Here is a 26,979-nt window from a genome sequence, read left to right as displayed (position 1 = left end):
GGGTATAATAGTTACCATTAGAAGATAATTAAGGAAGGGATACGCAATGCAGCAAATTTACGATTTAGTCATTATCGGTGGAGGTCCTGGAGGTATTGGTGCAGCGGTTGAAGCAAAAGTGCTTGGATTAAAGCATATCATGATGATTGAAAAGGGTGACAACCACTCGCAAACGATCCGAAAATTTTACAAAGACAATAAACGCGTTGATAAAAATTATAAAGGTCAAGAGATCGAGCTTCAAGGCTCGATCGACTTTCGCGATGGCACAAAAGAGAGCACGCTGAACTACTTTGATTCACTCTTGGATAAAGGTGAGATTGACTCCGCGTTTAACGCTGAAGTGGAAAGCATCATCAAAGAAGATGACGAGTTTCGCATTGTTACAACCAAAGCGGGGTATCGCGCAAAGCATGTCATTGTCGCCATTGGCACGATGGGTAAGCCCAATAGACCAGACTACACACTGCCGCTTTCACTCAAAGAGCGCATCAACTTTAACCTCGATAAATGTTCGCAACGTGAAAAGTTACTGATCGTCGGTGGGGGAAACTCTGCAGTGGAATATGCCATCGAGCTTTCCAAAACCAACAATGTCACTCTCAATTACCGTCGCGATACCTTTAGTCGCCTCAATGAGATCAACCTTGAGTTGATTCAAAAGTACAACGGACAAGAAAAACTTCGATTGCGTCTTGGGATGGACATCGTCTCTGTTGAAAATGAGAATGGTCTGGTCAAAGTCAATTTTAGCGATGGATACTATACGATTTACGATCGTGTGATTTATGCCATTGGAGGTACAACACCGGTTGATTTTCTAAGAAAATGTGGCATCACCCTCGATGATGAAGGCAAACCAGAGTTTGATGAAAATTATGAAACCAAGACCAAAGGGCTTTACGTAGCTGGCGACATTGCGGTTAAAAGTGGAGGAAGCATTGCCATTGCGCTCAATCACGCCTATCATATTGTGTCACATATCTTAAAATCAAACTAGCGAAGGCACCTACGAATGGCTCTTACTTCTTCTCAGCTTTTAAATATTGCACTAGGCTTTGCTATGGTCGTTGGAGGCTTTGCCTCCGCCCAATACGGTAATTTTGGTGGCATTTCCTATGATGAACTCACCGAAAAATACATTCCTAAAAGCGATGTCAAATTTAGTGATCTTCCCTTTGAAGTGCAAAAGCAGTACATCGACAAAGAGGCAACCATAGAGCAGAGCAAAGATGGTACGTTATTTGAAGATGCCTATTACGATGAGCAGGGTAAGCCTATTCCTGAGTCTGAACTTTCTAAGCAAGATTTTAAACGCATGATCAATAAACTGCAAAAGACCCTTCTTTTTGTGCAACATGACAACCTCTTAATGTCAAATGAAAAAGATGAGCTCTCAAAAAAACTTGAAGAACAACAAAATGAACTTGAAGAACAACGAAATCAATGGACCAATAAAAACACCGAACGTTTGAATGAAGCCGAACAGCAACATTACCGAAACATCAGTGATCTGACCATGAAGATCAATGAGCTTCAAAAAGAGAATGTGCTGATCTCCCAAAAAGCGAATATCGAAGCCAATACCTTGCGTAGCCAAATCGAAGAACTCAGATCCAAAGCCGTTGAAGATGAAGCTAAAAAACAGATCGCCATTGCAAACGCTAGGGAAGACGAGCAGTCAAAATTGGGCGACTATAAAGAGAAAATTAAATTTTTAAACGATCAAATTGCCCTTTTAAATGAGCAAATCAACACCACCAATGAAACCGCTAAAAGTGCTTGTGCTCGCAAGCAAGAGGAGATTACCAAACTCAAAGAAGAGATCGTACTCGCGGCAAAAGAGAAGAATGAGATCATGAGTAAGCAGACGCAAACGCTTGTGATCAATGAGCAAAAACATAAAGAAGAGATCGCGCAGTACACCAAAACGATTGAGCAGCTCAAAGTCGATACGGAAAAATTGATAGCGCAAAATCGTCAGGATATGGCCTCTCAAGATGAAGATCACGCGAAAAAAATGGCACTCAATGAAGAAAAGATTAAAAGTCTCAACACAGAACTGGCGAGTGCTAAAAAACATATTGAAGCGCTGATGCTGGAAAACGAAAAAGATTTTAATAAATTTAGAACCTACCTTGAAGATGAGAAAAAACTCAATAAAGAGCTGAGTGTCGCCAATAAAACCCTCGAAGAGAGTGCTCAAAACAGCGAAAAAACCCTCAATGCTGCTATCTTAAAGCTCAAAGGAGAGATCGCTCAAAAAGAGAGTACGATCAAAGAGTTGAATGATAAAATAGCCCTTCTCAACAGCGAAAAAGCCAATTTTGAAGTGGAAGTGAAAAAACGCCTCGATGAAAATGACAAAATTCACAATAAAAATTATAAAGTCTTTAATGAAAAAATTGCCACTTTTGACGCTTCTCAAAAAGAGCTCATCGCAAACTTAGATAAACAGATGAATGAGTACAAAGCCTCAAACACGGAGAACAGTGAGCGTACTCAGTTTCACATCAATGAACTTGCAACTTCCAACAACGAACTTAAAGCCAAAAATGACGAAAAAGAGAGAGAGCTTCAAAGCCTAAAAACGCAAATAGTGACGTTTAGAACCGAGACACAAAAAAGTAGAGAAGGCGATGAAAATAAGCTTAAAGAGCTTCGTGCAACCGTGGATGAGTTAAAGGCGAGTAGTAAAGCCAAAGAGAGCGAGTTCATAGCCAAAATGCAACTACTGCAAGCTGAGATCAAAGAAAAAGAGGGCGTGATTGCATCAGCGAAAAAAGAAGAAGCCCTCAAAATCGCAGCTTTGGAAAAAGAGATCAAAACCAAAGCGATAGAGCTTCAGAAAATTCAGATGGAAAATGCACGTCATGAAGGTACGATTCAAACCTTACATGTAAAGCTCAAAGATGCAGAAGAAAATGCGACCAAAGCAACCAGTAAAAACATTGAGGAACTCAAAGCAAAAGTGGCAACGTTTGAAAAAAATCGTATCAGCGAAGATGCCAAAATGGTCGGACTTAAAGACGAACTGCGTCGCAAAGAGATTGAGTATTTGGACATCATCAAAGAGAAAGACAAAGAGCTCAAAATCAAAGAAGCAACGATAGTGGCCAATAAAGAGGGTGCTAAAAAGATAGAAATGCTCAAAGCCTCAACCGAAGAGAACCTTACCAAAGTGAAAGAGGAGTTCAAACAAAAAGAGCTTCAACGCCTCGCCGAAATCAAAGCCCTTCAAAGTGATCTTAAAGTCAAAGAGAGCCAAATAGCTGCGTTTAACAAAGAAGATTCTCTCAAAAGCAGTGCGTTAGAAAAAGAGCTAAGAGCCAAAGAGGCGACCATCGTTGCCAACAAAGAAAATTATAAAAAAACAGAAGCGCTCAAAGCTTCCTTGGAGGAAAATTTAGCCAAACTCAAAGAGGAGTTTAAACAAAAAGAGCTCCAGCATTTAGAGGTGACCAAAACCTTGCAAGCCGAACTCAAGACGAAAGAAGGCCAACTGGGTTCAAGTAAAAAAGAGGAGACGCTTAAAATCATAGTGCTTGAAAAAGAGCTCAAAGCCAAAGAGAGTGCGCTTGTCCAAAGCCAAGAGGAGTTGAACAAACGCATGGCAGCCAATGAGCAGATCATTAAAACGCTCAATGAAAAAATCAAGCTTTTAGAGACAGCCACACCAAAAATAGCCGCGCTCAAAGCAACGCCACCATCCAAAGGTCAAAAACTTACCATGATCGACAAAGTGACATGTACGGACATGGGCACAGGGGTAAATGCCATCACAGAAGCGTGCAAAAAAGAGGTGCAAGCTGTTCTTGCAAAATACGACAGCAGCTACTTCTTTGAGGTTGCGCCCATTGTCGACAATGGTGGTTTTGCATCGCTTAAACTGATCAAAAGCAAAAAAGTGGGCGTTGAAGATACGGAGATCGATCGTATCAGTGGGCTTGCTAACATCGGATTGGGGAAAGCCAGAGCCAAAGCCGGTGGCGATCTGGTTGAATCTTACGTAGGTGAGGGGGCAAAAATCAGTTATGCGCTCTCCAACATCGAACAAAATAAAGCACGCGGCTTCCAAATCAGGGTGTACCACTAAATCATGAATCTTTTTCAACCCAAGCGAGGGTATCGTTACAACAGCGACACCCTTTTACTCTATGATTTTATCAGTTCCTTTCATCCCAAAGGGCAACTCTTAGACGTGGGCTGTGGCTGTGGTATTTTAGGGCTGTTGCTTAAACGTGACTTTCCTCGTTTACATGTAAGCCTTTTGGACATTCAATTTTTGAATTGTGAGATCGCAAAAGCCAATGCCAAAGCCAATCTTTTAGCGATAGAAAACATTACATGTAAAGATTTTTTAGAAGCAACTTTTGAGCATAAATGGGACATGATTGTCTCCAATCCTCCTTTTTACCACAAAGGTGGCGTTCAAAATGAAGACAATGCCCTTTTCCTAAGTCGCCACAGCAGCGCACTTCCCTTTGCTGCGTTTGCTCAAAAAGTGAGTAAAACGCTCTCCAATCGGGGATATTTTTGTTTCTGCTATGATGCGAAACAGATAGACCACGTGATGGCATCTCTGCTTGGAAATGGGCTCAATGTCGAAGACCTCTGTTTTGTCTACCCGAAAGAGGAGAAAGAGGCATCGTTGGTGTTGATACGTGCGCGTAAAAATTCAAAAACACTCTGTAAAATTCATCCACCGCTTTTTATCTATACGGGTGAGCATATCAGCGTGCGTGTGAAAGCCATTTTTGAGCGATCTGCTACGAAGAGTTGTGAATGGATGGTTTAATGAAGTGCGAAGGCTATCCGTATGCCTTCGATCCCAAAGCGTGTCAAAACTGTTCGGGAAAGTGTTGTATTGGAGAGAGTGGATACATTTGGGTTACACACGAAGAGATAAACGCTATTGCTTTGAAACTTTCTTTGTCCAAAGAGGCATTTATCAATAACTATTTACTAAAAATTCGCTATCGTTTCACGATCAAAGAGATCGCGTACGAAGGCGGCTATGGTTGCGTCTTTTTTGATATGGAAAAAAAGATGTGTCGTATCTATGACGTACGTCCACAACAGTGTCGTACATTCCCTTTTTGGGAATATTTTAAAGAAAATATTGACGAGGTAGTCACAGAATGTCCCGGTATTATTCGCTTATAGTCGTTCTTGTTTTATTGGTGGGATGTAGCACCAAAGAGGTTGTTATTACGAATGAAACTACTAAAAAGGTTTTTGAAGAAGAGGATAATCTTATTTTGCAGGCGTTAGATTATCAGCAAAATGGCGATTACGTCAACGCGCGCAAAATTTATCATACCCTGTATGAACAGAGTCAAAAAAAAGTGTATCTCACCGAAGATGCAGGACTTGCTTTTGTCCTTGGTGATCCTGATGCGCACGACTTAATTATGCAAGGGATTAAAAAATACCCTGATGAGAAAAACTTCAACCGACTTTTAGTAGGGCAATTGGTCAAAGAGAAGCGCTATGAAGAGGCTGAAAAAGAGATTCTTAAACTCATTGAACTTGATAAAAGTGTCCAACATCTTAGCATCGCAGGTAATCTTTATTTGCAGATGAAAGCCTATGATTTGGCGCTTAAATACTTTGAGAGCGCTTACAAACAAGATCAAAATGAAGATATTTTGATCAATATTGTCGAGCTGTTAAACCGCTTTTTAGGACGCAAAGACGATGCCATTGCCTATCTTGAGACGTATGCGAACATGGAAGGGTGTGGTGAGCATGCCTGCTTTAAACTGGTCGAAATTTATGGACGTGATCGCAATGTGCAAGGGTTAATTGCCACTTATAAAAAACTCTATAAAGAACAACAAAGCGAAGAGATAGCCAAAAAAATTGTTGAACTGATGCTGTACATTAAAGATGTCAAAGGGGCGACAACCTTTTTGGAAAAGACAGGGTTTAACCAAGATATGCTCCTTCAAATCTATGCTACGCAGAAAAAATTTAAAGAAGCCTATACGTTGGCTGAAAAACTTTACGATGAGAGTAAAAATCTTGATTATCTAGGTAAAATGGCTATTTATGAGTATGAGCTCAATAAACTAAATCTTACACCTGAAGTCTTGCAATCCATTGCGCATAAATTTGATGAAGTGACCAGTTTGCTGAAAGACTCTGTCTATCTTAACTACTATGGGTATCTACTTATTGACCATGATATAGACATTGCAAAAGGTCTTACACTCGTGCAAGAAGCGCTTAAATTAGAGCCCAATTCTCCCTATTATCTCGACTCCTTAGCGTGGGGACTTTATAAACAAGGGCAATGCAATGAGGCGTATAACATTATGAAATATTTTGGTGAGCACGTGATGGAAGAAGAGGTTAAGGCACATATTGAAGCGATTAAAAAATGTTTGAAAGAGAAACAATGATCTTAGATGAAATTATCAAACGTACGCGTGAGGATCTAGAAAAAAAGAAAAAAGAGTACACGATGGATTGGTTAGGCAGAAGCCTTGCGTTTAACCCGTTTATGCCACGTGACGTGAAACCTTACCTCAAAGCAACGCCCCAAAATCCGTATCGTATTATTGCTGAAGTGAAAAAAGCAAGCCCTAGTAAAGGGATTATTAAAGCCGATTTTGACCCATTGATGATTGCAAAAGCGTATGAGTTAGGTGGTGCTGATGCCATCTCAGTTTTAACAGAACCTCACTATTTTCAAGGGAATTTGGAGTATTTAACGCAGATTCGTCGCTATGTGCCAACCCCTCTTTTACGCAAAGATTTTATTGTCGATGAGTATCAAATCTTAGAAGCGCTGGTGTATGGGGCTGATTTTATCTTATTGATTGCAAAAGCGCTCACAAAAACGGAGCTCAAACACCTTTTAGAGTACGCATTTCGACTAGGACTAGAAGTTTTAGTTGAAATCCATGACAAAGAGGATTTGGTGAAAGCCATCTTTGCGGGAGCCACTATCATCGGAATTAACCACCGAAACCTAGAGACCTTTGAGATGGATATGAGTTTAACCGAAAAGCTCATGCCACTCATCCCACAAGGAAAAATTATCGTAGCAGAGAGTGGATTGAACGATAAAGAGACGATTCAATACCTGAGCAAAATCGGTGCGGATGCCTTTTTAATCGGTGAACATTTTATGCGCCAACCCGATATACAAACAGCGCTCGAAGCTTTTAAGAAAGTTGACTGATGGATTACATGTACGCGCCTTGGCGTGATGTTTACTTTAGTGAAAAACCAGAAGGGTGTGTTTTTTGTACCATTAGTGAGCATCCTGAGCTTGATGAGCAGCATCATGTGCTCTACCGTGATGAACACTGTTTTATCGTGATGAATCGCTATCCGTATTCTCCTGGGCATTTTATGGTCATTCCCCATCACCATACCGATGCGATTGAGGCGTTGGAGCCTGAAGTGTGGCTGCATCTCTCTTTGATCGTGCAACGCTGTGTCAAGATGCTAAAAGTTGGTATTGGTGCGCAGGGGGTCAATCTAGGGATGAACCTTGGCCAAAGTGGCGGAGCTGGCATTGCAGAGCACATTCACCACCATGTGATTCCCAGGTGGAGTGGCGATACCAATTTTATCACCACCATCGCCAATACCAGAGTCTATGGAACCGATTTTGAGAAAATCTATACACAGCTTAAAGGGCTCGTTCCTGAGTATTTGGCATGTTAATTGAGCTTGACATTGACGCTTTCATTGCCCAAAAATCAGAATTTGATCTTTTAATCGATGCACGAAGTCCTAAAGAGTTTTACGAATCGCACATTGCCAATGCCCAAAACTTTTATGCTCTGAGTGATGAGGAGCATCAAGAAGTAGGTACACTCTACAAGCAAGTCTCACGAAATGACGCCAAACTACTGGGTGCGCGTTACATCTGTCAAAACGTAGCACACCACCTTGAACACATCGCAAAATCCTATAAAATAGGCTCAAAAATAGGCATTTACTGTGCAAGGGGAGGGCTTAGATCAAGCTCAATAGCCATCATTCTCTCACACATCGGCTACCAAGTTTTTCGATTGGGTGGCGGTTATAAACAGTATCGTTTTTATGTGTTAAGTTACCTTGAAAATTTGCCCCATTACCGTTTCATCGTCCTTGGTGGCAACACAGGCTGTGGGAAAAGTGAACTCTTGCAATCGCTTCAACCTTCCATCGATCTTGAAAAGCTTGCCAATCATTTAGGTTCGAGCTTTGGAAGCATCAAAGGAGCCCAACCGAGCCAAAAAGCGTTTGAAAATAGTTTATGTGAAATTTTATGTAAAATTGATCCCAATGCCTATATATTCATTGAAGCAGAAAGCAAAAAAATGGGTACATGCACCATTCCAGCTCTTTTACATGTAAGACTATTGCAAGGGTATCGCATCGAAATTACAGCACCACTTGAGCAACGCATAGAGCGAATCCTCAAAGAGTATGAGAGTATGACACCTGCCTTTTTTAACCAAGCAATGCAGATGATCGCACCGTACATTAAAAAAACGGTGAAAGAAGCTGTCTTACACGCGTACGAAGAGGGCAATCTTTCAGAAGTAGCAAAGATCCTTTTGATTGAGTATTATGATCTTGTGTATAAAAAACCTCGTCACATCGATGCCATCCTTGATAATGCGGATGAGAGCGCAACACTCGAAGCGCTTAACGCGTTACATGTAAAACTCTCAACCGTTTAACACATCTCATTTTAAGTCTTTTCTTATCCACAAAATGCCACAATAATACCAAATATAGTTCAGTCTTATTTAAGAGGAGTATTCGTATGAAAATATTATTGACTTCTATTGTGTGCGCATCATCGTTGTTGGCACATTTTCAAACAGTGATGACAGATAGATCGGTTATCGAGCAAGGCAGCAGCCCAAAAGTAGCGGTTCAGTATGAGTTTACCCATCCCTTTGAGCAAAACAGCATGAATATGGAAAAGCCTAAAGAGGCAGGCGTTTTTACGGAGGGCAAAAAAACATCCCTTCTACCTTCGTTTCAAGAAGTAAAAAAGGGTGCAATCACCTCATGGAAGAGTGAATACACTATCAAAGGTCCAAGCGTATACCAATTTTATGTCGATCCTATACCTTATTTTGAACCGGCTGAAGAGAAATTTATCCGCCATCAAACCAAAACGATTGTGGACGCCTTTGGCTCAGGCGAGGGCTGGGATAAACCCATTGGTCTAAAAGCGGAGATTGTCCCACTTTCTCGCCCTTATTCCCTTTATGCTGGCAATCTTTTCAGTGGACAAGTCCTCTACAAAGGCAAACCCGTTGCGAATGCTGAAGTTGAAGTCGAATTTTACAACACCAAAGGGCTCAAAGCGCCGAATGAAATGTACGTTACGCAAGTGTACAAAGCCGATAAAAACGGCGTGTTTTATGTAGCACTTCCTCAAGAAGGCTGGTGGGGATTTGCAGCACTTATGGATGATGATGAAAAGATCAAAAAAGAGGGTAAAAGTTATCCTGTCGAGTTGGGCGCAGTATTGTGGCTTAAAACAGAGGCGATGAAATAAAATGCACCTCAGTGAAGGATTACTCAGACCTGAGATTTTAATCGGTGGAGCAGTCGTTTCGGCTGCTTTTACCTTGTATGCGTTTAAAACACTCAAAGATGACGAGATTCCTAAAACGGCCGTACTTTCGGCCCTTTTCTTTTTAGCGTCCTTTGTTCATGTTCCCATTGGTCCCACATCGGTACACCTTGTTTTAGGGGGCATTATAGGCGCCATGCTAGGGTTGAGAGCTTTCATTGCTATCTTTGTCGCCCTTTTACTCCAAGGCGTTCTTTTTGGCTTTGGAGGACTTACGACGCTGGGCATCAACCTCTTTAATCTTGCCACGCCAACACTGGTTGGGTATTGGCTTTTTATGCTTCCTACCACCAAACGCTGGCACAAAGATCTGCTCTGGTTTTTAATTGGGTTTGTTCCTTTAGCCCTTTCAGCTTTTCTGCTTTCACTTACCTTAGCTCTGAACGGTGACGCGTTTGTAGATGCTGCCAAACTAGCTCTTTTGGCACACTTGCCCGCGATGCTTATCGAAGGATTTATCACGCTTTTTGCCCTTCGTTTCATTGAAAAAGTCTCCCCCAATCTTTTACATGTAAAGGAGTGTTATGCTACGCATAAGCCTGCTTAGCGTTCTGCTCTTTAGTAGTGTATGGGCGCATAAAATCAATCTTTTTGCCTACGATGAAGCGGGACAACTCTACGTTCAAAGCTATTTCACCCAATCTTCGCCGTGTAAACAATGTGTTGTAAAGCTCTTAGATGCGAATCAAAAAGAGCTTTTAGTCTTCAATACCGATGATGAGGGCAAAGCGTCCGTTAAATTGCCCTCTGCTGAGTTTACGATTATCGTAGAAGCAGGCATGGGACATCAGACACAAACGAATTATGTCGCACAAAGTCATACCAAAGAAGAAGCAAAAACATTGCCCTCCGATACACCATGGGATAAAATGCTCTTAGGATTGGCTATAATTGTCTTTTTCTTTGGAGCACTTTATTGGACAAAACGCAAACCCAGCCACGCATAGCACCGACGACAGCGCTTCTTTTAGCACTGTCGTACAGCACCGTTGTGGCATTACAAGAGCATCTTTATGCCCCCATGCTTCTGCCACTGTTGTTGCTTGGTTGGCTTCACAGAGCGTTACTTTGGAGTATCTTCAAGCGACTCTTTTGGCTCAATACGCTAATTGCTATTGTTGCGGCAAGCATGCTGTGGCAAGAAAACTATGAGCTTGCACTGCTTGTTTTTTTACGATCCAATTTCATTTTATTGTTTGTATTAATGATTTTTCAAGGCAAGGATGAATTTTCCATCGCCATTGCGATGCAGCGTTTGCATCTGCCGCACAAACTCACTTCAATCTTCTTTTTCACGGCGAAGTCCATTTTTCTCATCAAACGAGAGTTTACACTTTTCAAAAACACGTTACATGTAAGAGGTTTTATGCCTAAAACCAATCTTTTAACCTATAAAACAATGGCAGGATTTGTGGGCATTTTGTTCATTAAAGCATTGGAGCGCTCACTTTGGCTTCAAAAAGCGATGCACCTGCGTGGTTTTTGTGGTGAAGTCTATACGTTAGAAGCGCATCAAGACTTTAGTGTTTACGATACGCTGCTTGCTTTTATCACGATTTTATCGCTAGTTTGGCGACAAGGAGCCCTTATATGAGCTGTTCAGTGAATATCAAAAACCTCTCCACCTCACGCGATGGTGTGCGTTTGTATGAAAATGTGACACTCGATGTCTCGCACAAAGAGAAGATCGCCATTATTGGTCCTAATGGATGCGGTAAAACAACGCTTTTAGAGATTATCGCAGGACTTCGAAACCTAGAAGAGGGCACTTTAGAGCTCTTTCACCAGCCGATGCACTCTTTGGAAGATTTTAAAAACATGCGTCATCTCATCGGTTACCTTTTTCAAGACTCCGATAACCAATTTTTGGCTCCCGTAGTCGAAGATGATGTCGCCTTTAGCCTTTTAGCCAGTGGTGTTTCCAAAGAGGAAACCAAACTCAAAACAGCGATGATACTGCAAGATTTGGGTATTTCGCATTTAGCAAAAAAAATCGTCTACCATCTCTCAGGCGGAGAAAAAAAACTGGTCGCACTCGCAGGTGTGCTGATTATGGAGCCCAAATTGATGCTTTTGGATGAACCCACCAATGGACTCGATCAAGCGATGCAGTTACGTCTGGTGGATATTTTAGGACGCATTGATAAGAGTATTATTATTGTCTCGCACCATAAAGAGTTTATTGAGTTGGTGGTTGAAAAAATTTATGAGATAACGCCCACAGGACTGAGCTGTTCACTCAATCTCAAAGATGAGCATAACCACCACCACGAGCATGGTGATCATCCTCATACACATTAGATCCCATTAGAAAGTTCTTTCAGAACTCTTAACACGTTTTTAAAGCAAAGCTTTCAAAACTACGTTAACACTGGGTTTGCCTCGGCGGCACGCCCACGCACCCTTGGTGCTTAAAGAAAAGGCTCCTAAAACGTTAAAAGAGGCTCTTTCCCAGATGAAAGTTTAACCGCCTCTTTGATCGCATTGATGTAGCTTAAACACGAAGGATTTCCCTCTTTGTAAGCGATGTCAAATGCGGTGCCATGATCCACCGATGTTCGCACAATGCCCGCATTGAGGCTGACATTGATGCTTTCGTCAAAATAGAGCGTTTTCAGCGGAATCAATCCTTGATCGTGGTACATACAGACGAAATAGGTGAAATTCTCACGATTATGTTTTGAAAAAGCGATGTCAGGCACGAGGGGTCCCACAAACACTTCGCGTTCCAAAAAGTGATTGACTTTCAGAATTGCTTTTTCGATCTCTTCATCTTCCGTTCCAATCACACCATGATCGCCTGCATGCGGATTAAGCCCTAAAACAGCGATGCGCTCTGCACCCAATTCTTCATACACTTTGAGCAAAAATGGCTTAATTTTTTTAGCTTTGATCTCATGTGGCACATCGCGCAGTGGAATGTGGTGCGTGTACAAAATGGTAAACATCTCCTCGCATCCAAGCATCATAATCGCTTCGCAACCCAAAAGATCGCTCAGGGCGTCCGTGTGCCCTTTGTATTCCAGTCCTGCCATCGCCCATGACTCTTTGTTGATAGGTAAGGTCACGATGCCACTCACTTCATTGCTTTTGGCGAGTGCCACCGCGGTGATAAACGAGTCATACGAGCTCTCACCGGCTTCTGCAGAACAGACACCGGGTTCTATCTCAAAAACTTTGCCACAATCGCGTATCTCAAAGTCACTTGGCACATCGAGTCCCAAAAGCGCAGTGCCCCAACCTAACATATTTTCATTGATGCAGTAGAGGGGATAGCAGTGTTTTTTCACCTCATTATGCGCTCTCAAGGCAATTTCTAAACCAATACCGTTTAAATCACCGATGCTAATAGCTATTTTTTTCATCGTACCAATCCTAACATCTCTTTAACCGCTTGCTCAAAACCCACAAAAACAGCGCGCGCAATGATGCTTTGACCAATGTTAAGCTCGCTAATCTCGTTGATCTCTACAATGCGTTTCACATTGTGATAATTCAGTCCATGCCCAGCCGCGACTTTGAGTCCTAATTGGTATGCGAGTTTAGAGGCGCGTTCCAGCTCATGCGTTGCATCAATCAGTTTTACATGTAAAGATTCACGATCCAATTCAAGTTCCTTAATGCTGTGGCGTGAGCGAGAAAGGTTAGAGTAGAGCATTGCGTAAATATTGGCATAAGAGCCCGTATGAAGTTCGATCCATTCGGCTTGAATCTCTTTTGCCGCTTCAATCATCGCGCTGTTAGGGTCAATAAAAAGTGAAAGCTCGATCTGCTCTTTTTTCAGTCTTTGGGCAATTTTTTGAATGACCTCTTTGTTCTTCACGACGTCAAGTCCGCCCTCTGTTGTCACCTCTTCACGTTTCTCAGGCACTAAGGTTGCACGGTGTGGACGCAGTTCAATCACTTTTTCAATGATTTCTGGGGTAATGGAACACTCCAAATTAATCGGGAGTTGGGAAATTTCAATGATTTTTTTCGCATCTTCATCGTTAATATGACGACGATCTTCTCGTAAATGAATCGTGATTTGATCTGCACCTGCACGCTTGACTAAAGAAATGGCGTCCAATGGATCAGGATCATTAATCTTTCGCGCTTCTCTTAGCACTGCAATATGATCGATATTTACGCCTAGAAGCATCATTGTATCCTTCGTTTTTTAGGGATTATTATAGCTAAAATATGATTTCTAAAAAATTTCAATGGCTATTTGGGAATATGAATCCGTGTGTTATCTAAAATGCCATACTCAAAATCTGGATGACAGGCAAAACAGTTTGCAGCACCTTTTACATGTAAAGAGTGATAGATAGTTTGATCAATTCCTTTGTGTGCTTCACGCCAATAAGGAACCTTGCTCATCGAAATAGGGCGCATCTCACCCAAGGATTCCAGTGTTTTAAAAGCAACTTTATGGGTTGAATGCTCCGCACTCTGACTTAAAAGATACGCTTTGATGTTCATCTGCTCGCTTTTGGTGATATTATTCTCTCTGATTTGCTCGCCAAAATGGTTCTCTAACCCATCCATAAGACGCACCCATGAGTCATGTGGTAACATAAAAGGTGGATACGTTTTGTGACATTTACCACATTTTTCAAAAAAAACAGGATTTTCTGCTTTAAAATCGCGCTTCTCAAACCTGCTTCGTGTCAAAAATGTCTCGTTAGAACATGCCACACTATACAACGTTACCATCGATAACCCAATCACCGCGTAAGCAAAAAGATGGCGCACCATCGAAACACGCGCATCACTACCTTCCGCTTTTTTATAGCCCGTGATCATCGCAAAAAGCATCTGTGTTTTATGGTAAAACTGTTCAATTAAAACACCCACAATGTGAATCAATGCCCAGATAAAGAGCAGGTACGAGAGCACTTCATGGAGCAGCAAAAGCATGGATGAAAACTGAAAATAGTGCTCATTGAGCTCTTTAAAAATTCCACTGCCTTCTTGGATTCCTTGCAAAAGTAGCCCACTGAGAACGATCCAACTCCCCAATCCTAAAACAATCAGCGTAAACCAACTCGACGCAGCATTGTGTCCTGCATGAATTTTACGCCATCTGTTTTGAACTTTTTGGACAAAATAGTCTCGCAGCTCTTTTGGGCTTAATTTAAACGTTTTAAAGGTGGCATAATTGGGACCAACAAATCCCCAAATGAGTCGAAAAAGTAACACAATACCAAAAATAAGACCAAAGGCAAGATGCCACCTAAACAGATGGTGGAAAAAAGAGGTAGAAAAAGAGAGAAGAAAGGATATTGCCATAATCCAATGAATAATGCGTGTACACAAAGGCCATACAAAAACTTCATGAGATTTTTTATTCATACGTAACTTTCAGATGTTTTTTGATGCGGTGAAACATCAAAAAACATCATACTCAAATTTTTATTTAGTGATGTTAAAGGTATTGTGAATATACGTCGCCATCATTTTAATGTCGTAGTCATACCCTTTTTCAGCCAATTTTTTCATGTTATGTTCCATAACATCGTGCTCTGTAGCCGTGGATTGTCCAAGACCGCCGTTTTTAATGTCAAAGAGTGACATCTCAAGCTCTTGGATCGTTTGCTTATTAATAGCAGGTCCTTTTTTCTCTGCTACACCTTCACCTTTTGGACCATGACAGTGTAAACATGTCTCTTTATACACTTGTTCTGGCGTGTATTTATACGTGACAACATCCGATTTTGGTTTATCACCACATCCACTTAAAACAACCAATGCCATCAGACAGAGTGCTAAATTCATTTTTTTCATGCATTTTTCCTTATTATGTATCATCAAAACTAGGCTCTACCAGAGAGCATGCCGTAAATTGTCATAGGTTTAAGGGCATAAACTTTAACCAACCACCATATCCAGCGCTCTTGGGTTGGATCGAGAGGGAAAGAAGGTGCTGGTTTGGCTGTCCAGTTAAATTCAAGCATTGCCACCGTTCCAATACTCGTGATCAAAGGACACACGGTGTAGCCATCATACGCGGCAGGAAGTTTTTCTTGTTTTTCCATCACAGCAATTAAGTTTTCGGCAACGACATTGTACTGTTTACGCGCACTTCCGCCTGTTTTTCCCATAGGAACAGCCGCAACATCGCCTAGTGCAAAGACATTTTTGTAGGTAACGTGTTGCAGGGTTTCTTTGACAACAGGAACCCAGCCTTTGCTTGATCCAATCGGTGATTTGCCCACAAGATCAGGTGCTTTTTGAGGAGGCGTGATGTGGATAAAATCGTATTTTTTCTCGACCAATTTGCTCATAGAGACCATGGTGTACTCTTTAAGATCTTCGTCGTATTCACCTTTTTCAAGCCATTTTTTCTCAAAGGTTGCCATTTTTTTCTCAGTATCAATCGCAACTAAATTGGTTTTAAACTCCCATTTAAAATCTCTGACTTTAAACTGCTCAAAAATGGCAGCATTGTATTCAGGCACACCAAACATTTTATCGCCTGATGGACAAAAGGTTAATTCTACTTTATCTCTGACACCCGCTTTTTTGAGTAGGTCATGGGTAATGTACATAACTTTTTTAGGCGCACCTCCACATTTTATCGCTGTATCAGGATCGGTAAAAAGTGCTTGAAGTTTCTCAGGACCTTTGTGTGCTTTCGCTTTTGCGATCAGTTCATCAATGCCTTTGCGTGTATCCACAGCACCATCGGCAAAATAGACAGAGTAAACGCCATCTTTGCCCACTTTTTTGCGTACAACATCATTCGCACCCATGGAGGTGATTTCACCCTCAAGCCCTTTAATCGCAGCAAAATTCAGTGTTAATCCCGTTGCGACGACTAAATAATCATACCCGATTTCTGTACCATCAGCTGTGGTTACTTTATTGTTTTTAGGGTCGAAACTCACTACGGTATCTTTAATCCACTTGACACCTTTTGGGATAAAATTCGCCGTTTCATAGGTAATATCACTTTTGTCCCACACACCAGCCGCGATCAACGTTTGCCCGGGTTGATACGAAACAGAGTGTGGATTTGGCTCGATTAGTGTAATATCAGGATTTGCAAGTCGGTGTGTCAACTTTGCAGCGGTTGCAACACCCGCAAGACCACCCCCTACGATCACAATTTTGCCCGTTGCGCTCGAACTAGAAGCCTCAGCTTCTGTTGCAATGGTCGCACTTGCTATAACACTTGCAGCAATTGGAGATGCTGCCAATAACTTCATCGCATGGCGGCGAGACATTCCACCATCATGCTTTTCAATCTCAATGAGTATCTCCTCAATGATTTTGTCTGATTTCATCGTTTTCCCATCCTTTTGGTTGTATGTTTTTCTATTCTACTTCCAACAATCTGAGGCTTTCCTTGGTTATAAATATTATACTTGATTATTTTAGTTGTTTATAATCTTCTGAAATTGTCCTCATAATGTAATATTATCCAAACCTAACCTTAAGTTTCTTTTTCCTAAAATCCTCTATTCACTTTAGCTCAAGTAGGCACTATGTTAAAACGAGAAGTTCTTATTTTTATCGTCATTTTTTTAGTCTTATCCTTAGGCATGCACATGAACCAATGGCTTTCGCACCCTTTGGAGCATTTACAACAACTCTCCATCCATAAAATGCCCTACCATCCTCTGCTTTACACCGCAATCCTCTACCTTTTTTTAGGATTGATTCGCGCGGTTATCAAGGCGATTATGAAACTTTTTAGACGAAAATAGGCTGAAAATGATTGGGTGTGATTTAGGTTCCAATACGCTTCGCATTGTACAAATAGCCTGTGAGAGTAAAACCCGTGTGAAAGCGTTTGAGCGCATTGTGCGCACGGCAAAAGATTTACATGTAACGGGTATGATTAGCGAAACTTCCAAACGAAACATTATAAATGCCCTGCATGAAGCTTCTAAAGTGTTTGATTTTAAAGAAGAAAAATGCTTCTGTGTCACCACCGAAGCGATGCGTGTAGCGTCCAATGCCGCAGCGATTTTAGATGAAATCGAGGCAGAATTTGGGCTTCATTTTGAAATTATTTCAGGGGAAAGAGAAGCGTACCTAACCTCGTTGGCGATTGAGCATGCGCTTAAACGTGAGGGTTTTGAGCATCAAACCTACGCCTTGTTCGATCTTGGTGGCGGTTCAACGGAACTCACGTTTTGTCTTAATGGTATCAAGCACTCTCAAAGCTTTCCCTTTGGCATTATTAACACCGCGGAACGCTACACGCAAGAACGTGAAGCACATGTTGAACGTATTGTGGAGTCTATTAGTCCCTTTATGCAAACGCAACCTGATATTTCTTCCACTTTTTTACAATTAGTAACAACTGCAGGAACGCCTACCACGGTTGCCGCTTTCTTAGAAGGGCTGGATTATGCTCATTATGATGTAAGACGAGTCAATGGTAAAATCTTACATGTAAAGGATTTTGCAGAGGCGTATGAACGCTTAATTAGTATGAATGAGAGTGATGCAGAGCGCTTCACCGGTACAAACCGTAGGGATTTGGTGGTTGTTGGGATTTTAATTGTTAAAGCGATGATGCGTAAACTTGGCTTTGAAAAATGCGTTGTCGTCGATGATGGACTCAGAGAAGGGGTTGTTTTAGAGCAGTGTTACAATTTAGCACGATCCTCAAATACACCTTCCAAATGAACCCTTTTTAATCTTTCTTTGCTATAATAACCCACTTTTTTTACAGAGTATTACGAGACTTTGTAAATAATGATTAAGCCTCTGCCGACCTGTTCGGCACGCTTTAGCACCAATATCGTATAAAAATTATGTAAAGGAGAGGTCATGGAGTTAAGCGGTTCCCAAATGGTCATAGAAGCACTACGTAAGGAGAATGTCAGCGTCGTCTTTGGCTATCCTGGTGGTGCTATCATGAATGTTTACGATGAAGTTTACAAACAAAACTATTTTAAACATATTTTAACACGTCATGAGCAAGCAGCCCTTCACGCAGCCGATGGTTATGCTAGAGCCAGTGGGGAAGTAGGCGTTGCTTTTGTCACGAGTGGTCCTGGTTTTACCAATGCGGTGACGGGACTTGCCACGGCGTATATGGACTCGATTCCGATGGTGGTTATTAGCGGTCAAGTTCCTATTAGTATGATTGGAACGGATGCGTTTCAAGAGATCGATGCAGTAGGTATTAGTCGCCCCTGTGTCAAACATAACTATTTGGTGAAAGATGTCAAAGATTTGCCTCGTATCTTAAAAGAGGCGTTTTACATTGCACGAAGTGGCAGACCAGGTCCCGTTCATGTGGATATTCCAAAAGATGTTACGGCACAAATGGGGCATTTTGCGTATCCAAGTGAAATTAAGATGCAAACCTATAAGCCAACCTATAAAGGCAATCCTCGCCAGATTAAAAAGGCGATTGAAGCGATCCAAGCGGCTAAACGTCCGGTACTTTATATCGGTGGTGGTGCGATCAATTCTAATGCCAGCGCTGAAGTAAGGGAATTTGCGAAACTTTGCGGCATTCCTGCCGTTGAAACCTTAATGGCGCGTGGTGTTATGGGCGATGAGAACCCACTACTGCTTGGAATGTTAGGAATGCACGGCTGTTACAGTGCCAATATGGCAATGAGCGAAGCCGATCTTATGATCGCCTTTGGCCCACGTTTTGATGATCGCGTTACGGGCAAACTCAGTGAATTTGCCAAACATGCCAAAATCATTCACGTAGACATTGATCCAAGTAGCATTGGGAAAATCGTTCCAATTGATTACCCCATCGTAGGCGATCTTAAAAACGTGGTTGAAGCGATGATCCCTCTGGCTAAAGAGCAAATCGATGAGAGTAAATACAAACCATGGCGCGATCTGTTAAAGCGCTACGATGAGATTCATCCGCTGAAATACGAAGACTCAAATGAGATTCTTAAACCGCAATGGGCGATTGAACGCGTAGGGCAATTGCTGGGCGATAAAGCGATTATCTGCACCGACGTTGGGCAACACCAAATGTGGGCAGCACAGTTTTATCCCTTTTCCTACCCTCGCCAGTGGCTCAGCAGCGGCGGACTTGGAACGATGGGGTATGGTCTTCCTGCCGCGATTGGCGCGAAAGTAGCAGTGCCTTCCAAAACCGTCATTAACTTCACGGGTGATGGCTCCATTCTCATGAACATTCAAGAGCTGATGACCGCGGTTGAAAACAACGTTGCAGTGGTGAACATCATCTTAAACAACCAATTCTTAGGCATGGTTCGACAATGGCAAACCTTCTTTTACAATAAACGCTATTCATCAACCGACCTTTCGGTTCAGCCTGATTTTGTCAAGCTGATTGAGAGTTTTGGTGGTCGTGGCTTTAGAGTTACCACCAAAGATGAGTTTGACAAAGCCCTTAAAGAGGCAGTTGAGAGCAACACCGTCTGTATGATCGATGTTCAGGTCGATCGCTTTGAAAACGTTTTACCAATGGTTCCAGCAGGTGGAACGCTTTATAATATGATGCTTGAGTATAAGGAGTAAGCGATGGAACACTATACGAGAAGAGTTTTGTCGGTTATTGTTTTAAATGAAGATGGCGTTTTATCGCGTATATCAGGTCTTTTTGCAGGTCGTGGTTACAACATTGATTCCCTTACCGTGGCGCCCATCCCTAAAACGAATCTATCAAGATTGACGATTGTTACCTCTGGAAGTGCGCCTGTTTTGGAACAGATCGTGAAGCAGTTGCACAAGCTGATTCCGACCTACAAAGTCATCGAATCGGGTCAGTTTGTTGAAAAAGAGATGGCACTTGTTAAAATCCCCCTCGCGGAAGATTTTAACGGTCTTGATGCGATGCTTAAAGCCTACAATGGCACAATTGCAAGCAGTGGTGAGGATTTTATCGTTGTCATGGTTGCCGATGATTATGATCGCATCGACAATTTTTTAAAAGCGGTTAAAAAATACAATCCAACCGACATCGTTAGAAGCGGCTCCGTCGCGATGGATATTTAGATGAAACTAAGCCTTCTAGCCCAAGCAATTTCGCTTGAATTTTCAGGAATCGATCAAGAGGTTACTTCCTTTGCAACACTCAAGGAGGCGACCTCGTCTCAAATCGCTTTTTTTGTCAATCCTAAACTTCTAGGCGATTTACAAAACACCAAAGCAGGGGTCGTTATTCTCCCTGCTGCTTTCCTTGAACACCTTCCTTCAAGTTCGAAAGCACTGATCAGTGACAATCCTTATTTGAGCATGGCATATGCGAGTGCCTTTTTTGCTAAAAAACCCTTTGATACCGCGTCTCCTGCTACCATTTCTGAGAAAAGTAGTCTGGGTGCAAATGTAGTGATCGGCAGTGGCAGTGTGGTGGAAGAGGGCGTGCAGATTATGCCCAATGTCACGATTGGTTCTAACGTAACCATTGGTAAAAATGTGGTCATTTACCCTAATGCAGTCATTTACGATGGTTGTGTCATTGGTGAGGGGTGCATTATTCAAGCGGGAACGGTGATTGGAAGTGACGGTTTTGGTTATGCTCATACAAAATTGGGTGAGCATATTAAGATCTATCACACGGGGAATGTCATTCTGGAAGAGAATGTGGAAGTAGGGGCAAATACAACGATAGACAAAGCTGTTTTTGGATCAACGATCATTCGAAAAGGGACAAAAATAGACAACCTTGTTCAAATTGGACATAATTGTGAACTGGGGCAGTATTGTATTATTGTCGCACAATCAGGACTAGCAGGTTCATCCAAACTCGGACGTAACGTCGTGATGGGTGGACAAAGTGCGACAGCTGGACATTTGGAAATTGGTGATTTTGCAACGATTGCTGCACGCGGTGGCGTTTCAAAATCAATAGAGGGCGGTAAAACGTATGGCGGTTTCCCACTGACGTTGCAAAGTGAGTGGCTTAAAACGCACGCAAAAATAGCGAAATTTTTTACAAAGCATTAAAAGGATCAAGCCATGGGCGGAAAAAACACAATATTGACAAAATTTCCATTAGCAGGAACAAAAAACGGCATTATTTCGATCTCACATTTAGAAGAACCGTATGGAAGTGGTTCATTCCCTGTTGTAAGCATCGGTATTGCATTGAAGAAAAATGGTGAAGAGCCAGATTGGAAAGCACATATCCCTTACGAAAATCTTGATGAACTCATCGCAGCACTTCAAGATGCCAAAGTACGTTTTGGAACACCTTCAAAATAATACACAATCGTTTTACATGTAAAGAATCTTTACATGTAAAACGTTCTCATTCGATTCTTGTAAAACTCAATTCAAAAGCGTGTTGAGAGTTCAGCAAAAACTCTCTTAAAGTGAGTCGACATACTCTTCAATGGCAACCGCAGCACGTTTTGAAAAAGCGACTGCTTCGACTACCGTTCGAGCTCCCGTTACCACGTCACCTGAAGCAAAAACACCTTGCATCGTTGTGCGTCCACTCTCATCGGTAATCACTAAGCCTTTTCCATCCACTTCGATTTGTCGGGCACTTTGAACAATATGATCGTTTGGATTTTGACTAATAGCAATTAAGATCGAATCCGCTTCCAACAATCCTTCTTCGCCACTCTCATCGGTACTGCTGTACAGAACACCTTGATCGTTAATTTCGATAGGCTGTTTATAAAGCTCAAACTTAACACCATCGATTTTGGCACACTCGACCTCATGATGTGACGCAGGAATATCCTCCATACCTTTTCGGTACATAATAATCACTTCACGTGCACCATGACGCACCGCTGTTCGTGCCACATCCATTGCCACATTTCCAGCTCCTAAAATCACCACTCTATGACCTAAACGGTACACATCAGGATTTTTAAGATAGTCAATCGCAAAGTGAACATGCCCTAAGCTTTCACCTTTAATACCCAATTTTTTCGGAGCCCAAACCCCCGTTCCGATGAAAACAGCTTTAAAATCATCACGGAAAAGATCGGCAATCGTGATGTTTTTACCAATGGTAATGTTCGGGCGAATCGTCACGTCTAATTGACGCAGTTTCGTCTCAATCGTATCTAGAATCTCTTTATTGAGTCTAAAATCAGGAATACCATAGCGCAATACGCCACCGATTTTATCATGGGCATCGTACATCGTGATCTCATACCCTTTCACACCTAAAATAACCGCAAGCGCAATACCAGCAGGACCACTTCCAATAATTGCAACTTTTTTGCCATTTTTGAGTGGTTTTTCAAACTGAAGATCGTTCATGTAAAGATCGGAAATATAATTCTCAATACTTCCCACACTCACCGCCGTTCCCTTTTTATTGAGAATACAGTGTCCCTCACAATGTTTTTCATGCGGACAAACCATAGAACAGATGACGGAGAGAGGATTATTTTCAAACAGCATTTTGCCGGCTTGTTTAATCTCTCCTGCCAAAAAAAGGCGAATCATCTCAGGAATAGGAGTGCCAACAGGACATCCCGTACGACAGGATGGTTTTTTACAACCCAAACAGGTTTTTGCAAGGGTAATGACGTATTTGTTCATCGCTTTAAGCCTTTCGTGATAAGTATGTAAAAATAGTGTCGGAATTGTATCAAAACTATAAGATTTTTTTGAGAAGTTTTAACTTAACGAAAGAGGGTACTTTTTTTGGAGTACCCTTTACAAGCTTACTTGTAATTTTTAACAAAAGAGGCAATACGCTCAATCCCATCGATAATCGTTGCATCATCGGTCGCAAAAGAGAGCCTAAAATACCCTTCCGTACCAAATCCAATACCTGGAACGACCGCAACACCTTTTTCTTCAAGCAATTTTTGACAAAATTTCATGGAGTCATTTTCAACCGCTTTGGTGTTGACAAACAGATAGAAAGCACCTTCTGGTTTTAAGACCGAAAGACCCTCAATTTGATTTAAAAGTTCATGCGCAAGATTGCGTCTTCGCTCAAACGCTGAACGCATGATTTCAATATCCGCATCGGCTAAACCATTAAGAGCAGGCACCGCTGCTTTTTGCGTAATGGAGTTAATATTTGAGGTACTTTGTCCTTGAAAATCAACAATCGCATCGGTAATCTCTTTAATAGGACAGGCAAAGTAACCAAAACGCCATCCTGTCATGGAGACCGATTTACTCAGACCGTTAACCGTAATGGTGCGTTTATACATATCTTCGCTGATCGATGCAACGGAAGTGAACAGATGACCATCAAAGAGAATTTTCTCATACATTTCATCGGAAACCACTAAAACGTTGGTTCCTTTTAACACGTCTGCTAAAGCAGTCAGCTCCTCTTTGGAGTAGACAGAACCTGTAGGGTTGGATGGCGTGTTGAGTAAGAGTGCTTTTGTTTTAGGTGTGATCGCCGCTTTAAGCTGTGCAGGGGTGATTTTAAAACCACTGGTTTCATCGGTATCAATAAACACGGGTGTTCCATCACTGTACTTGACAATTTCAGGATACGTTACCCAGTAAGGGGCAGGAATAATGACTTCATCACCTTCGTCAATGATCGCTTGAAAAATGTTAAACAATGAATGTTTCGCACCCACATTGACCACAATATCGGAGGGTTTATAGTCAAGATTGTTTTCTCGCTTCAATTTTCCAGCAATCGCTTTAAGCACTTCTGGAGTACCGCCAACCGCGGTGTATTTTGAAAAACCATCGTTAATCGCCGCAATCGCCGCATCTTTGACAATTTGTGGCGTATCAAAATCAGGCTCACCCGCTGAAAAACTCAGAACATCTCGACCTTGTGCTTTAAGATCTCTCGCTAAGGATGTAATCGCCATAGTAAGAGACGGTGATAAAACTTGGATTCTTTTAGACAGCATGAAACTTTCCCCTATAAAAATATCGTGCAGATTATAGCGAAAAATTAGCCTATTTCTCTTATATTTTTTACAAAAAAAGCTATTCCCATGGTGCTTTGTGAAAAACCATTGTGAAGAAAGGATCGTCTAGGGTTTGAATGAGTTCGTGTGCAAAGCTAAGAACTTTATAGGTAGATTCCTGCAACGTAAGTATATTTATTAAACCATTGAGATTACTTTTTAGATAATTTTGAAAATTCAACTATATATAATTGTATTTGAGCTGTAAATTATTTTTTCTAATATACTCTAAAGTAACATGACTACCATGAATTAAATAGGATTTTCTAGCATTTATTTTATCCAGTATTTTACTTGCTTCTTGATAATTTAAGTGGTTTCCTTTTTGAACATTAGGACTCAAGCAAGCATCAATATAGCATTCATCTATAGTTTGTAAAAGCAAAAACATCATTGATTCTTCTTTTATTCCTGCACAATCGGTTAAATAAGCAATGGTTTTATTTTTGGAATGTATTAAATAACCAGTAGTATTTTTAGAGTGTTTTAAGGGAATAGGGGTAAATTTAAGATTGTTTATTTCTATTGATTGAAAGGGAGAATTTTCTATAAATTTTATCGCTTTTGGATGTTTAAATAGATCTGCAAAACCATCTTTATCTTTTGGGTGGTAGCAGTTTATCTTATCACTACTATATCGAAGCCGTAAAAGTCCTACTGCATGATCTGGGTGAAAATGAGTCAAAAGTATCGCAACAATTTTTTTCCCATCAAAAATAGAAGCACTATCTTCTATCCCAGCATCAAGAAGTATGATTTCGCCATTTTCACACTCAATATAAGCACTTGTTGCTAAGTTCTTTTGACCTTTTTGTCTGTATTCTTGGCAAATACTACACTCACAATTATGAGACGGAATCCCTCCACTATCAGCCGTTCCTAGAAATCTTAATTCAAACATAAAAAGCCTTTTTATAAAGAGTTTAAAAGTGCCAAAAACGCTTTTTTGCTCTCTTCTAGTGGCCTAGAATTGTCAAAATAGATTAGATTTTTAGCCTCTATTTTTTGCCCATATCTCTCTATTCTTTTTAAAATAGCCTCTTCATTTTCTCTCCCCCTGTTTTTGAGCCTAGCATAAAGCATCTCTTTGGGTATTCCAATCTCTATCGTTGTAACATCATCAAAACTATTTTCAAAATCTTTGATAGCCTCTCTTGAAATTGATATGATATTGAGCCCCTCTTTTATATGTGATTTGGCGATTGCATAATAGTTATTATGAGCCTTCCAAACAGATACGAAATAGTCGCTTTTTTCAAGATTTTCAAATGCTTCTTTATCCAAATAAAAATTAGATTCATTAGTGTCTGGTTCTCGTGTGATATATCGTTTCACAAAATTTGCTTTAATCTCATTTTTAACAGCTTTTAAAAGTGTATCTTTTCCAACGCCACTAGCCCCGACTATTAAAACTATTTTTTTCATTAAAGTGAAAATCCTCTAATGCCATTATAAACAATTTCACCCTCTTTAAAGGTCAGGACAACCTTTGGAAAATGGGACTCATCAATAACGACAATATCAGCTAAAAGCCCTTCTTTTAACTCTCCTCTATCACTCAGTCCTGCTAAAGCGGCAGGTGTTTGGCTTATCATTGCAAAGCCCTTTTCAAGGGGTAAGCCAATATCTTCTTTAAGTCGATAAGGGCTAAGAAGCATCGATGCAGGGTGATAATCACTGCAAAGATAGTCACAAACCCCCTCTTGTATGAGTTCACGAGCGGCGATATTTCCACTTTGACTTCCGCCCCTTACTACATTTGGAGCACCCATGCCTGTTTTGATGCCCATCTCTTTTGCATTTTTTGCCACGTCATGAGAGAGTGGAAATTCTGAAAATGTCACCCCCAGTGCTTTTAATACAGTGAGTTTTTCCAAACAATCATCATCGTGACTTAAAACGGGCAAGTGATGATTTATGGCAAATGTGACTAAATCTTGAACGATTGAGTTTTTATCTTTGGCGTTTTTGTCAGCAAGGTATTGTTCTACTTCCTCTTCATTAATGGTATAGGTTTTAAGAAAATAGTTCTTCCAAGCTTCCAATGTCTTAAACTGACCTTGCCCTGGGCTATGATCCATAATAGAGAGCATATTGATTTTTCTCTCTTTAATGAGGCTTTTAACGGTTGAAATTGAACTTTCACTGGTGATTTCAAATCGTGCGTGTATGAGATTATCAACTCCCAAATGTTCTCTATTGGCTTCATAAATCTCATGTATGAGCGATTTGGATTGCTCAGTGCCTCTGCCTTTTCGTAGCTCTTCATCATTAAATCCAATGGCATGAAACATCGTAGTAATCCCAGACATAGAGAGCTTTTTGTCAAGTTCAACCACTGCCATAACGGTAGGAAATCTAGCCCCAGGGCGAGGTTCTATCTCTTTTTCTATCGCATCTCCGTGAAGATCTACAAATCCAGCGACCACTCTTCTATCCCCCAAATCTATTGCAACATCAACTGATTGATAAGGTTTGATGGCCGTTATTTTATCTCCTTGGATAACAATATCGGCACGTATAAACGCATCATCCACCAAAACATTGGTGCTTCTTAGTATGGTTTGCATCTTG

General features: G+C 41.2%; 29 protein-coding genes. 19 read left to right on the top strand and 10 right to left on the bottom strand.

Going from position 1 to position 26,979, the window contains the following annotated elements; all coding sequences use genetic code 11:
- Positions 1-46 precede the first annotated feature (46 nt).
- The 13 genes from JU57_RS00260 (at position 47) to JU57_RS00200 (ending at position 11,902) form a co-directional block, all read left to right on the top strand.
- Positions 47-1,000, top strand: coding sequence for an NAD(P)-binding domain-containing protein (locus JU57_RS00260; RefSeq protein ID WP_037955424.1), 954 nt, complete (start codon positions 47-49; stop codon positions 998-1,000).
- Between the two features lie 15 nt (positions 1,001-1,015).
- The gene (locus JU57_RS00255) at positions 1,016-4,096 is read left to right on the top strand and encodes a hypothetical protein (RefSeq protein ID WP_037955422.1); all 3,081 of its coding nucleotides are present in this window, start codon (positions 1,016-1,018) and stop codon (positions 4,094-4,096) included.
- 3 nt (positions 4,097-4,099) lie between these two features.
- Positions 4,100-4,798 (top strand): methyltransferase, encoded by a 699-nt coding sequence (locus tag JU57_RS00250; protein ID WP_037955420.1) that lies wholly within the window; start codon positions 4,100-4,102, stop codon positions 4,796-4,798.
- The gene (locus JU57_RS00245; RefSeq protein WP_037955419.1) at positions 4,786-5,166 is read left to right on the top strand and encodes a YkgJ family cysteine cluster protein; all 381 of its coding nucleotides are present in this window, start codon (positions 4,786-4,788) and stop codon (positions 5,164-5,166) included. The genes JU57_RS00250 and JU57_RS00245 overlap by 13 nt, the downstream gene beginning before the upstream one ends.
- Positions 5,142-6,407, top strand: a complete 1,266-nt coding sequence (locus tag JU57_RS00240; RefSeq protein ID WP_037955417.1) for a tetratricopeptide repeat protein — start codon at positions 5,142-5,144, stop codon at positions 6,405-6,407. Before JU57_RS00245 ends, JU57_RS00240 begins: the two co-directional genes overlap by 25 nt.
- Positions 6,404-7,192, top strand: a complete 789-nt coding sequence (gene trpC / locus JU57_RS00235; protein WP_037955415.1) for an indole-3-glycerol phosphate synthase TrpC — start codon at positions 6,404-6,406, stop codon at positions 7,190-7,192. The genes JU57_RS00240 and trpC overlap by 4 nt, the downstream gene beginning before the upstream one ends.
- Positions 7,192-7,683 (top strand): HIT domain-containing protein, encoded by a 492-nt coding sequence (locus tag JU57_RS00230; protein WP_294874818.1) that lies wholly within the window; start codon positions 7,192-7,194, stop codon positions 7,681-7,683. Before trpC ends, JU57_RS00230 begins: the two co-directional genes overlap by 1 nt.
- Positions 7,677-8,690 (top strand): tRNA 2-selenouridine(34) synthase MnmH, encoded by a 1,014-nt coding sequence (gene mnmH, locus JU57_RS00225; protein WP_037955407.1) that lies wholly within the window; start codon positions 7,677-7,679, stop codon positions 8,688-8,690. The genes JU57_RS00230 and mnmH overlap by 7 nt, the downstream gene beginning before the upstream one ends.
- An 86-nt stretch (positions 8,691-8,776) precedes the next feature.
- On the top strand, positions 8,777-9,523 hold the full coding sequence (locus tag JU57_RS00220) for a DUF4198 domain-containing protein (protein WP_037955404.1): 747 nt from the start codon (positions 8,777-8,779) through the stop codon (positions 9,521-9,523).
- 1 nt (position 9,524) lies between these two features.
- Complete coding sequence (cbiM, locus tag JU57_RS00215) at positions 9,525-10,148, top strand: cobalt transporter CbiM (protein WP_037955402.1); 624 nt, start codon at positions 9,525-9,527, stop codon at positions 10,146-10,148.
- Positions 10,126-10,548, top strand: a complete 423-nt coding sequence (locus JU57_RS13570) for a hypothetical protein (protein WP_051906399.1) — start codon at positions 10,126-10,128, stop codon at positions 10,546-10,548. Before cbiM ends, JU57_RS13570 begins: the two co-directional genes overlap by 23 nt.
- A complete protein-coding gene (locus JU57_RS13565) occupies positions 10,518-11,195 on the top strand; it encodes an energy-coupling factor transporter transmembrane component T (protein ID WP_051906396.1) in 678 nt (225 codons plus the stop codon). The genes JU57_RS13570 and JU57_RS13565 overlap by 31 nt, the downstream gene beginning before the upstream one ends.
- A complete protein-coding gene (locus JU57_RS00200) occupies positions 11,192-11,902 on the top strand; it encodes an ABC transporter ATP-binding protein (RefSeq protein WP_294874809.1) in 711 nt (236 codons plus the stop codon). Before JU57_RS13565 ends, JU57_RS00200 begins: the two co-directional genes overlap by 4 nt.
- Before the next feature lie 125 nt (positions 11,903-12,027).
- On the opposite strand, the gene pdxA is transcribed toward JU57_RS00200, so the two are convergent.
- The 5 genes from pdxA to JU57_RS00175 all read right to left on the bottom strand — a co-directional run bounded on the left by pdxA (position 12,028) and on the right by JU57_RS00175 (position 16,872).
- Positions 12,028-12,966, bottom strand: a complete 939-nt coding sequence (gene pdxA / locus JU57_RS00195; RefSeq protein WP_037955399.1) for a 4-hydroxythreonine-4-phosphate dehydrogenase — start codon at positions 12,964-12,966, stop codon at positions 12,028-12,030.
- Positions 12,963-13,742, bottom strand: coding sequence for a pyridoxine 5'-phosphate synthase (locus tag JU57_RS00190; protein WP_037955396.1), 780 nt, complete (start codon positions 13,740-13,742; stop codon positions 12,963-12,965). Before JU57_RS00190 ends, pdxA begins: the two co-directional genes overlap by 4 nt.
- 65 nt (positions 13,743-13,807) lie before the next feature.
- Entirely contained in the window at positions 13,808-14,938 is a 1,131-nt protein-coding gene (locus JU57_RS00185) for a cytochrome b/b6 domain-containing protein (RefSeq protein WP_037955393.1), read from the bottom strand.
- 60 nt (positions 14,939-14,998) lie between these two features.
- Positions 14,999-15,370 carry a c-type cytochrome gene (locus tag JU57_RS00180; protein ID WP_037955392.1) on the bottom strand — a complete coding sequence of 124 codons (372 nt, stop codon included), beginning with the start codon at positions 15,368-15,370 and terminating at the stop codon, positions 14,999-15,001.
- 29 nt (positions 15,371-15,399) lie between these two features.
- Complete coding sequence (locus JU57_RS00175; RefSeq protein ID WP_037955390.1) at positions 15,400-16,872, bottom strand: FAD/NAD(P)-binding oxidoreductase; 1,473 nt, start codon at positions 16,870-16,872, stop codon at positions 15,400-15,402.
- A 201-nt stretch (positions 16,873-17,073) separates the two neighbouring features.
- On the opposite strand from JU57_RS00175, the gene JU57_RS00170 reads away from it, so the two are divergent.
- The 6 genes from JU57_RS00170 to JU57_RS00145 all read left to right on the top strand — a co-directional run bounded on the left by JU57_RS00170 (position 17,074) and on the right by JU57_RS00145 (position 21,748).
- Positions 17,074-17,295, top strand: coding sequence for a hypothetical protein (locus JU57_RS00170; protein WP_037955388.1), 222 nt, complete (start codon positions 17,074-17,076; stop codon positions 17,293-17,295).
- A gap of 7 nt (positions 17,296-17,302) precedes the next feature.
- Positions 17,303-18,226: a phosphatase gene (locus JU57_RS00165; protein ID WP_037955386.1), complete on the top strand. Its 924-nt coding sequence runs from the start codon at positions 17,303-17,305 to the stop codon at positions 18,224-18,226.
- A gap of 144 nt (positions 18,227-18,370) precedes the next feature.
- Positions 18,371-20,062, top strand: a complete 1,692-nt coding sequence (locus JU57_RS00160; RefSeq protein WP_037955384.1) for an acetolactate synthase large subunit — start codon at positions 18,371-18,373, stop codon at positions 20,060-20,062.
- A gap of 3 nt (positions 20,063-20,065) precedes the next feature.
- On the top strand, positions 20,066-20,539 hold the full coding sequence (gene ilvN / locus JU57_RS00155; protein WP_037955383.1) for an acetolactate synthase small subunit: 474 nt from the start codon (positions 20,066-20,068) through the stop codon (positions 20,537-20,539).
- Entirely contained in the window at positions 20,540-21,490 is a 951-nt protein-coding gene (gene lpxD, locus JU57_RS00150; RefSeq protein ID WP_037955379.1) for a UDP-3-O-(3-hydroxymyristoyl)glucosamine N-acyltransferase, read from the top strand.
- A 12-nt stretch (positions 21,491-21,502) separates the two neighbouring features.
- Positions 21,503-21,748 (top strand): hypothetical protein, encoded by a 246-nt coding sequence (locus JU57_RS00145; protein ID WP_025344775.1) that lies wholly within the window; start codon positions 21,503-21,505, stop codon positions 21,746-21,748.
- A gap of 105 nt (positions 21,749-21,853) precedes the next feature.
- Here the strand turns inward: JU57_RS00145 and JU57_RS00140 are convergent, their stop codons facing one another.
- The 5 genes from JU57_RS00140 to JU57_RS00120 all read right to left on the bottom strand — a co-directional run bounded on the left by JU57_RS00140 (position 21,854) and on the right by JU57_RS00120 (position 26,975).
- On the bottom strand, positions 21,854-23,050 hold the full coding sequence (locus JU57_RS00140; protein WP_037955376.1) for an NAD(P)-dependent oxidoreductase: 1,197 nt from the start codon (positions 23,048-23,050) through the stop codon (positions 21,854-21,856).
- Positions 23,051-23,175: 125 nt separating this feature from the next.
- On the bottom strand, positions 23,176-24,345 hold the full coding sequence (locus JU57_RS00135) for a pyridoxal phosphate-dependent aminotransferase (RefSeq protein WP_037955373.1): 1,170 nt from the start codon (positions 24,343-24,345) through the stop codon (positions 23,176-23,178).
- 241 nt (positions 24,346-24,586) lie between these two features.
- Entirely contained in the window at positions 24,587-25,306 is a 720-nt protein-coding gene (locus tag JU57_RS00130) for an MBL fold metallo-hydrolase (protein ID WP_037955371.1), read from the bottom strand.
- 11 nt (positions 25,307-25,317) lie between these two features.
- Entirely contained in the window at positions 25,318-25,830 is a 513-nt protein-coding gene (locus JU57_RS00125; RefSeq protein ID WP_037955369.1) for an AAA family ATPase, read from the bottom strand.
- On the bottom strand, positions 25,830-26,975 hold the full coding sequence (locus JU57_RS00120) for an alpha-D-ribose 1-methylphosphonate 5-triphosphate diphosphatase (RefSeq protein ID WP_037955367.1): 1,146 nt from the start codon (positions 26,973-26,975) through the stop codon (positions 25,830-25,832). The genes JU57_RS00125 and JU57_RS00120 overlap by 1 nt, the downstream gene beginning before the upstream one ends.
- Positions 26,976-26,979 lie beyond the last annotated feature (4 nt).

The sequence above is a fragment of the Sulfurospirillum sp. SCADC genome, from assembly GCF_000743525.1.
Classification (GTDB): Bacteria; Campylobacterota; Campylobacteria; order Campylobacterales; family Sulfurospirillaceae; genus Sulfurospirillum.
This window is presented reverse-complemented; position numbering and strand designations above follow the sequence as displayed.